This is a genomic window from Candidatus Woesearchaeota archaeon, from assembly GCA_018303425.1.
Taxonomy (GTDB): Archaea; Nanobdellota; Nanobdellia; order Woesearchaeales; family JAGVYF01; genus JAGVYF01.
The window spans coordinates 35,070-43,784 of record JAGVYF010000032.1 but is presented as its reverse complement, the minus strand read 5'-3'; the positions used below and the strand labels follow the sequence as shown (position 1 = coordinate 43,784).

The 8,715-nt window shown below is 30.2% G+C and carries 6 protein-coding genes and 1 pseudogene; 5 read left to right on the top strand and 2 right to left on the bottom strand.

The annotated features are described in order from the left end of the window. The 5 genes and pseudogenes from J4418_04470 to J4418_04450 form a co-directional block, all read left to right on the top strand. A partial coding sequence (locus tag J4418_04470) for a hypothetical protein (protein ID MBS3113308.1) occupies positions 1-266 on the top strand: 266 nt, incomplete at its 5' end. Continuing rightward, a pseudogene (locus tag J4418_04465) lies at positions 254-1,483 on the top strand (nucleotide sugar dehydrogenase). The gene J4418_04470 and the pseudogene J4418_04465, both read left to right, overlap by 13 nt. Next, positions 1,480-3,192, top strand: a complete 1,713-nt coding sequence (locus J4418_04460) for a glycosyltransferase family 39 protein (GenBank protein ID MBS3113307.1) — start codon at positions 1,480-1,482, stop codon at positions 3,190-3,192. The pseudogene J4418_04465 and the gene J4418_04460 overlap by 4 nt, the downstream one beginning before the upstream one ends. 116 nt (positions 3,193-3,308) lie before the next feature. Further along, a complete protein-coding gene (locus J4418_04455; protein ID MBS3113306.1) occupies positions 3,309-4,019 on the top strand; it encodes a glycosyltransferase family 2 protein in 711 nt (236 codons plus the stop codon). 5 nt (positions 4,020-4,024) lie between these two features. Then, on the top strand, positions 4,025-5,464 hold the full coding sequence (locus tag J4418_04450) for a cobalamin-dependent protein (protein ID MBS3113305.1): 1,440 nt from the start codon (positions 4,025-4,027) through the stop codon (positions 5,462-5,464). On the opposite strand, the gene J4418_04445 is transcribed toward J4418_04450, so the two are convergent. Beyond that, the gene (locus J4418_04445) at positions 5,430-6,956 is read right to left on the bottom strand and encodes a flippase (protein ID MBS3113304.1); all 1,527 of its coding nucleotides are present in this window, start codon (positions 6,954-6,956) and stop codon (positions 5,430-5,432) included. The genes J4418_04450 and J4418_04445 overlap by 35 nt on opposite strands. Before the next feature lie 311 nt (positions 6,957-7,267). Continuing rightward, the gene (locus J4418_04440; GenBank protein MBS3113303.1) at positions 7,268-8,707 is read right to left on the bottom strand and encodes an aminotransferase class V-fold PLP-dependent enzyme; all 1,440 of its coding nucleotides are present in this window, start codon (positions 8,705-8,707) and stop codon (positions 7,268-7,270) included. Positions 8,708-8,715 lie beyond the last annotated feature (8 nt).

The window sequence follows — 8,715 nt, the reverse complement described above, 5'->3', positions numbered from 1 at the left end:
ATTATGTTGCAACAAAAGGATTATATGATTCTTCAATTCGCGATAAAGTTTGGAATAAGTGGGGAAACCTATTTTTCATAAGGAATTGGGGAAGGAATTTATTAAGGGGGATTGTTACAGTGCCATATTTATTTTCAAATAAGCTAGTTGAAAAACCATGGAGTTTTGCAGATTTAAATTATCCAAATTTCATTTGCAAAAATGGAAGGTTAATGACCCATTGTTATAATTACAAACAATTTGAGAAGTATTTGGTTTGCCAATAGCTTGTCAATTAGCAAAAAGAGGATTTCAGGTAGTTGGAATAGACATAATTAAAGAAAAGATTAATTTGATTAACCAAGGAATAAGTCCGATTAATGATGAAATTTTAAAAAAGGACATTGCAGAATTAAAGGGTAAAATATTAGCAACTACGGATGCGGGAATGATTGAAGATTGTGAAGTTATTCTTATCTGCGTGCCAACACCGATTGATGAAAAATATAAACCTGAATTCGGTCCAATAATCTCAGCGTGTGAATCTATCTTGCCCCGCCTGCACAAAGGACATATAATCATTCTTGAATCTACGGTTTCACCTGGTACTTGTGAAGAGATAATGTTGCCAATATTGGAGAGATTAGGATTAAAGGCAGGCAATGATTTTTATCTTGCACATTGTCCGGAAAGAATAGATCCAGGCAATAAAAAGTATTTGTTAAAAGATTTGCCTAGAGTTATAGGCGCTTTGTCTAAGGAAAGTTTAAGATTAGCATCTGAATTTTATCGTTCTTTCATAGATGCTGAAATTGTCGAAGTATCCTCTCTTAAAGCGGCAGAAGCTTCAAAAATTATAGAAAATAGTTTTAGGGATATTAATATTGCTTTTATTAATGAAATTGCAAAATGTTTTGACAGGATGGGGATTGACATTACTGAAGTGATTAAAGGCGCAGCAACAAAACCATTTGCATTTATGCCCCATTATCCCGGTTGTGGGGTCGGAGGCCATTGTATCAGTGTTGATCCGTATTATCTAATTGAAAAAGGCAGTGAGATGGGTTTTGATCATAAATTTTTAAAACTTGCAAGAGAAATTAATAATAGCATGCCAAATTACACAATCTCACGTTTAATTTCGGCATTAAATTCTGTCGGCAGATGTGTTAATGGAACAAAAATTGCAGTTCTTGGTGTTGCATATAAACCGGATATTGACGATTTCCGTGAAAGTCCAGCATTAAAAGTTATTTCAGGATTGAAAAGTTTAGGGGCGGATTTATCCGTTTATGACCCCTGGTTGCCTAAACATTCAAATGTTGCTTCTTTAGAAAATGCCTTAAAATGCGAAGTGTTAGTGATTTGTACTGCACACTCAAAATTTAAAGAAATAGAATCATCTAAATTGCAAAATGTTAAAATTATAATTGATGGAAGAAATTGTTTGAATAAAAAAAATATTGAATCACGGGGGATAATTTATATGGGTGTGGGGAGATGAACCGGAATTTTTTAAAGATAATGCTGTTATTGGCTTTTATATTTAATCTGAGTTTATTTTTAAATATACATCTTAATCAAATGCCTAAATATGATGACATTTATTATTATAAATTAGTTGACGGGATTGATAAATTAGGGCTTCCCTTAGTATATCGTGGAGAAGAAACAGGATACCAATATGGCGGAGGGATCATTGGTGATTATATTAATGGTTTAGCGCATCCCCCGCTTGGTGCATATATTTTATATTTATTTTATCTATTTTTAGGAAAATCTATTTTTTCTTTAAGATTTGTCGGATATCTAAATGTGTTAATAACAATCCTTGTTTTAACGATTATCTCGAAACAAATTTATTCTGCTAAAAAAAATAAATATCTTTTTTATCTAATTCCAATTTTATATTTAACATCCCACCTTGTCGTTCAAAAGTCTACTTATCAATCCATGGATACTTTATTTTATCCGGCACTTTTGGGAATTTTTATTTTTTTAATTTTAAAATATGAAGATTATAAATTTAATTTTTTAATTTTTGGCTTAATGTTAGGAATTTTGCTGTTAATTAAATACACAACAGTGCCGATATTGATCCTTTCTTTGTTTTTATATTATGTCCTAAGAACAAAATATTTCCAAGCATTTCATGTAACTTTTTGGACCAGTATTATGGGTGTTGGACTTTTCTTAATTGCGATGTGGCTTTTTTCGCAATATTCTATTGACACTTTTGCTGAAACTTTAAATTATACTTTTGCGAGGATAGCAACCCCATTGTCATTCAAAATAATTGTTAAACACATCTTAACCGCATTAGCATATGATTCTTTTTGGGTGTCTCCATATATTATGGTTTTGTTTGCATCTTCTTTTTTATATCGCTTGATTGCTTATTTTAAAACAAGAACTGCTGAAAAAATTGATTTAATTTTTATTTTTGTGATTTTAGGTTGGTTAGCTTATTCGATTAAAGCGCCAGATATTTACTATAAATTTCCATTATTTGGTTTAATACTTTTGTTAATTTTTTATCCATTTGGTTTTAAATTCAAATTTAAAAAGAATCATTTGGCAGTTTATTTATTATCAAGCGTTTTATTTTTTAGTTTACCTGACCCTTTTTTGATGCTCCCCAAGCTTTTGCCTTATAATATTGATTCAATTTATTACTTAATCTTGCTTTCACTATATTTTTCCCCCCTCATGTTTATATTATCGATTAAACGAAAATATCGCTTTAGCGCATTATTGGTTATTTCGGTTATTTTTTTTGTATCTATTAATCTCTCACAGTCTATTGTTGATTATTCAACTGTCAATCTTTATGGTGAACGGGGATATGATGAACTGATTGATTACATGAAAAATATTTATAAAAAAGATGCGCTTATTGTAGTGAGAGATGATGCCGGATTTTTGATTGGCGGAAAATATTATAGAGATGATGATTTTTTTGTAAATAATTATTGCAGGGTTAATAATTCATTAGTTTATAGATTGCCCAGTTCATGCGGATCAATCATTGGGCCATATAACACGAATCATTTGGGCAAATTAGAAAATGTTTCTTATTTTATTTACTCTTCTTTTTTAAATGAACATATGGGTGGATTAAATCCAGAAGTAAAAGATTATTTGGATGAAAAATTTATTTTAAAGAAAGAATTTGGACATTTTAAAATATATGTTAGAGATGTAATTAACTAAATTACCCTAAATTAGGTTGTATCAAAAGTGGCAAAGACTATGCACATATACACAAACGAAAGTTATTTAATCTGTGTAATTTTTTTGAATTAATCTAAAATATGAAGTTCAGCAATATGAAATTATCGATAATAATTCCGGCATATAATGAAGAAAAAAGAATTTTAGGAACATTAAAAGAGATTGATTATTATTTTACAAAGTATCCTTTTAATTATGAAGTTTTAATAGTAGATGATGGGAGTACTGATAATACAAATATAATTGTAGATAATTATATTCTTAATAAATTCAATTTTAGGTTATTTCAAAATTCTGAAAATAGCGGAAAAGGTTATTCAATAAGAAAAGGAGTCCGTGAATCGACTGGCGATTTAATACTTTTTACAGATGCAGATTTACATACATCATTATTCGAAATGAATAAATTCCTGCCATATTTAAAAGATTTTGATGTCATTATTGCGTCACGTTCACTTTCTGGTTCATTAGTAGGGGAAGTTTTATATAGACGTTTTATTGGCGAAGTATTTAGTTGGATAGTTCAATTGCTAATTATTAAAGGCATACCAGATACGCAATGCGGATTTAAGCTTTTTACAAAAAAAGCCGCAAAAACCATATTTCAGAGACAGTTAATAAACGGATGGGCTTTTGATGTTGAAATTTTATTTTTAGCAAGAAAATTAGGGTTTAGAATAAAAGATATTCCGGTAACATCAAACAATCCTCCCGGGTCAAAAGTCAACCCAATAACTGCAGGCATATCAATGTTCCGTGATTTGTTAAAAATAAGATTTTATTCAATTATGGGTTATTATAGGTGATTAAGATGGATATATTATTTATTTCTCCCCCGCTGTCTCCTAAAGAACGTTATGCCCGAGATGTTGGTGATACAGGAGGTCATTTACCCCCGCTTGGACTAGCCTCGCTTGCCGCTTATGTAAGGGAAAAAAACTTTTCAATTGGTCTGATAGATTCATTAGCATTGAATTATAATGAAGAAGATATTATTCAATATATTGCTATTCATAAACCTAAGTCTATTGGAATCACGTCATTGACGCCTATTTATCATAGAGCCATTTCATTAGCTAATAAAATTAAAGAAAAGTTTCCTAAAATATTAATTATTCTTGGAGGACATCATGCGACTATAGATTATTACAATGTTGTTAAAGATGAATCTTGTTTTGATATTGTTGCTATTGGTGAAGGAGAGATAACTGCTGTTGAAGTTTTAGATTTTTATAAAAGTTTAAGTTATGATTATGAGGCATTTTTATCAAGTAAGTTCAAATTAAAAGAGATTGATGGTATTGCTTTTAAATTGGATAAAGAAATTGTTGTCACTAATAAAAGAATTTTGATTCCTGATTTGGATGTTTTACCCTACCCTGCTAGAGATTTATTGCCAATGGATAAATATGTTCCTTTGCCAAATCAATATAAAAATTTGCCTATTGTCCATATGGTGGCAATCAGGGGATGTCCATTTGCGTGCAGTTTTTGTTCAGATAATGCAATTTTTGGAAGGCAGATTAGGGCAAGGTCTCCTAAGTTAGTTGTTGAAGAAATAAAGCACTTGAAGGATAAGTATGAGGCCAAGGATATTTCATTTTGGGACGATATGATGACATCTAATAAAAAGTGGATGGAGGAATTCTGTGATGAAATGATGAATGCTAATTTGGGAATTACTTGGACATGTTATTCTAGAGTAGATACAGTAACAAAAGAGCTTTTGCAAAAAATGTATAATGCAGGTTGTTGGAACATTTTTTTTGGCTATGAATCAGGTGATCAAGAATTGTTAAATAACATTAATAAAGGCATAACTTTACAACAAATTGAAATATCAAATGCTTGGTGTAAAGAAATAGGTATTGAGATTAGGGCATCATTTATGCTTGCATTGCCAGGTGAAACTCCTGAAAAGGCATTAAAAACAATTGAGTTTGCAAAAAAACTTAACCCTGAATATGCACAGTTTTGTATCACAACCCCTTATCCCGGTACTAAGTTGTTTGCGGAGGCTCATAAGTACGGAACATTAAGTACGGATTATTCTAAATATAATATATGGGAACCCGTTTTTGTGCCATTTGGTTATAAAAATGAAGAAGAGATCAAAGCTATGGAAAAACGCGCAATGAGAGAATTTTATTTAAGACCTGTATGTGTTTTTAATCATCTGAAAAGAATCAGAAGTTATGAAGATTTTAAAAGGTATGTTAAAGGTGCAAGATTTTTGTTAGGATTTGCTTAGTAATCTTATTTTTTATCGCATTAAGGATGGCTTTATCTTCTCTATCTAATGTTTTTGTAATAATAATCAAGAAGATAAATATTAGTGCTGCGGATATTAAACCCAGCGCTAATTTCATAACACTTACTATAAGATATTTATTTAATAGGTTTGTTAGTACATATGTAATTATACCTATAATTGTAATTTTTATAAAACCTTTTTTGAATGGATGTATTTTTGTTATGTAATATGATTCAATAAATCCTAAAAATGTCCAGACTCCAAGTGATATTGTTGATGCAGCAGCAGCACCCAACATCCCGTATCTTGGAATTAAAAAATAGTTTAAAATAATGTTAAGGGTCGTTGATATTAGTGTATTTATCATAATATATTTAGTTTTACCAATCACTTTTAAAATGCAGTCTCCCGAACCATTTGAATAGATAAAGTATCCAATTGCTCCTGCAATCAATGTTAAACTTCCAGTAACATATTCACTACCAAAAAGAATGTTTAATATCTCTTTGCTGAATATTGTAAAAATAATTAACAGGTAAACCATAAAATAGTATACCCATTTATTTGCTGTTTGGTATACATTAATAAATTCGTTTTTTTGTTTTTGGGCATATAAATCAGTCATAATTGGAATAGATAGTGAGAATATTCCTGCGGGAATAATTGTCATAACGTGGGCAGTAGGAAGCGCCGCATTATAAATTCCAACTTCAATAGAATTTTTAAAATATCCTATCATTAAAGTATCTGTCCAACCCAATAATTGCGCAATTATAATGTGGAACATAATTGGCCAAGAGTATCCAATTAATTTTCGAGTTGATGTAATACTTTTAATTTTTGAACTAAATATTTTGACAAATTTAAATTCTACAATCATAATTGCGATTATGCATGCAATTATTAAAGAAACAGTATATCCTATTGCCGCAGCGAGAAGACCAAAACCTTTGAAAATTAATATAAAGGTTATCCCAATTTTAGAGATATTTTCAGTTATACTTTTAATAAAAACCCAATAATCCATTCTTTTGTAAGCTTTAATGACGCTTAAATAAATTGTACTTATAACATAAAATGGGATAGATAAAGTTAAAACATTTAGGATAATATTTAGTGATTGTTCTCTGAGAATATTTATTGCTATATATTCTGAACTAAAAAATAAAATTGTCGTAACTATTAAACTTAAGAATCCCGATATTTTTAATGCAGTTGTTATTGTGCCCTTGATTTTAGCATCTTCTTTTAATCCCAAATAGTATGAAACATATCTTACTATTCCTTCATCCATGCCAAGGAGTGGGATAAACATTACCATATTAATAATTGCAAGACCCAATGAAAAAATTCCATATTCTGAAGTTCCAATTCTTGCGATAACAATCCTGTATAAGTAAGTTAAAATCTTTGAAAAAATCATTCCAAAGTATACAAATCCTGCTCCTTTTACTAGAATTTTTAATGCATCATTTGAATCTTGTTTCATGATTGTACATAAATAGTGTCCAATTTATAAATTGTGTTGTCTCCCATATTTTTTAAAATAAAAATCCCAACCACGACAAGCTGCGCGGTATTTTTGAAATTCATGTATTTAATTAATTATCGCAGTAAGCTACAAGGTATTAAACCCATGAAGTAATAACATCTAATTTTTAAAAGCAGATAGGGATTTTTGTAAAAGATGAATAATCTATTTTTAAAAGAATCATGAATAAATTTTGCGCCACTAAATATATGCCTGCCTTAACCAAAAAAATCAACCTTATAAAAAAGTCATTTCGGATTTATTCAAAATCACAAACGGGGCAATTCATCTTTTTCTCTTATTTTAAAATTCATTTCGTTAGTTATTTTTTTTAAAATTTCTGAAAAATGCTGGGCATCTTCTGCATTTGTTATTGCGACCCTAATTATGCTCTTATCATAAGGGGGAGCAGAAGGGTTAACAAGAATTTTTTCTTTTTTAAATGCTTCAATTATTTGCGGCGCATCGTTTGCATAAAATGCAGTGCCATAATTGGAAGGATTTTCTCCTACAAGCGAATAACCCAAATTAACTATGCTATTTCTGACAACCGAACTATTAAAAGAATATCTTTTATTGATCTGTCTTGAAAGTTGCAATATTAAACTTATCGCGGGAGTAAAAGGAGTTTGACCTCTTATTAGCTCAGATTTATATTTTCTTAAATCAAAATAATATTTAGGTAAATCAGAAGTGCTTTTCCAGGCTTTTTCACTCAATGATATAAATGATAAACCTGGCGGAAGCAACAATGCTTTTTGACTGCTGCTGATTACTACATCAATTCCCCAATTATCAACTTCTAATTCCTCACCTAAAAAACTTGAAATGGCATCAACTACAAATAAAGCATTTGATTTTTTGACAATTTCCCCAATTGTTTTAACATCCGTAAGATTGCATGATGAAGTCTCATTATGCGTCACAAAAACAGCTTTTATATTTCCAGCTAAATTAGCTTCAATCTCAGTTGGCTTAATTGATTTTCCAAATTCCACCTTTAATTCTTTAACATGAATTCCAAAACACTTGCATATCTCGGCCCATCTTTGTCCGAAAGGCCCCCCGTTAACTACTAAAACTTCATCTCCTTTAGATAATATATTTGTTATAACACACTCCATTGCGCCAGTTCCAGAGCTAGTTAAAATATATACATCATTCTTTGTTTTAAAAAGTTCTTTTAATCCATCCTGCAATTTCAAATAAAGCTTAGAAAATTCAGGAGACCTGTTATACATCATGTCTCTGGATTCATGACAACCAATGGTAAATAACTTGGGCTTTAGAAGATTTTCATGCATATCAAAACCAAACAGCTTATTTCTGATTGTAGTTGAACTAATGCGCCCAGTATAATCCAAGTAAACTACTTTTTTATTTGGTTGTTGCTTAAACCATTCTAAACCTTCTAAATACTTATCTTTCCAATCACTGCCTATGGTAACTATATCCGGATTTATTTCAATTAATTGACTTATATCCATTAATTTATGTTGAGATATTACTTCATCTACATATTTACAAGCTTGTATAATTTCCGCGCGATCTACAAAGGGAATAACTAAATTTTCTTTATATGAATTAACTAACTCGTCGGTGCTAACGCCCACAATTAATTTGTCTCCTAATTTTTTTGATCTTCTCAATATATTAAGATGTCCTATGTGAAATAAATCCCAAGTTCCGGTTGTATAAACAGTTACCATTTATTTCT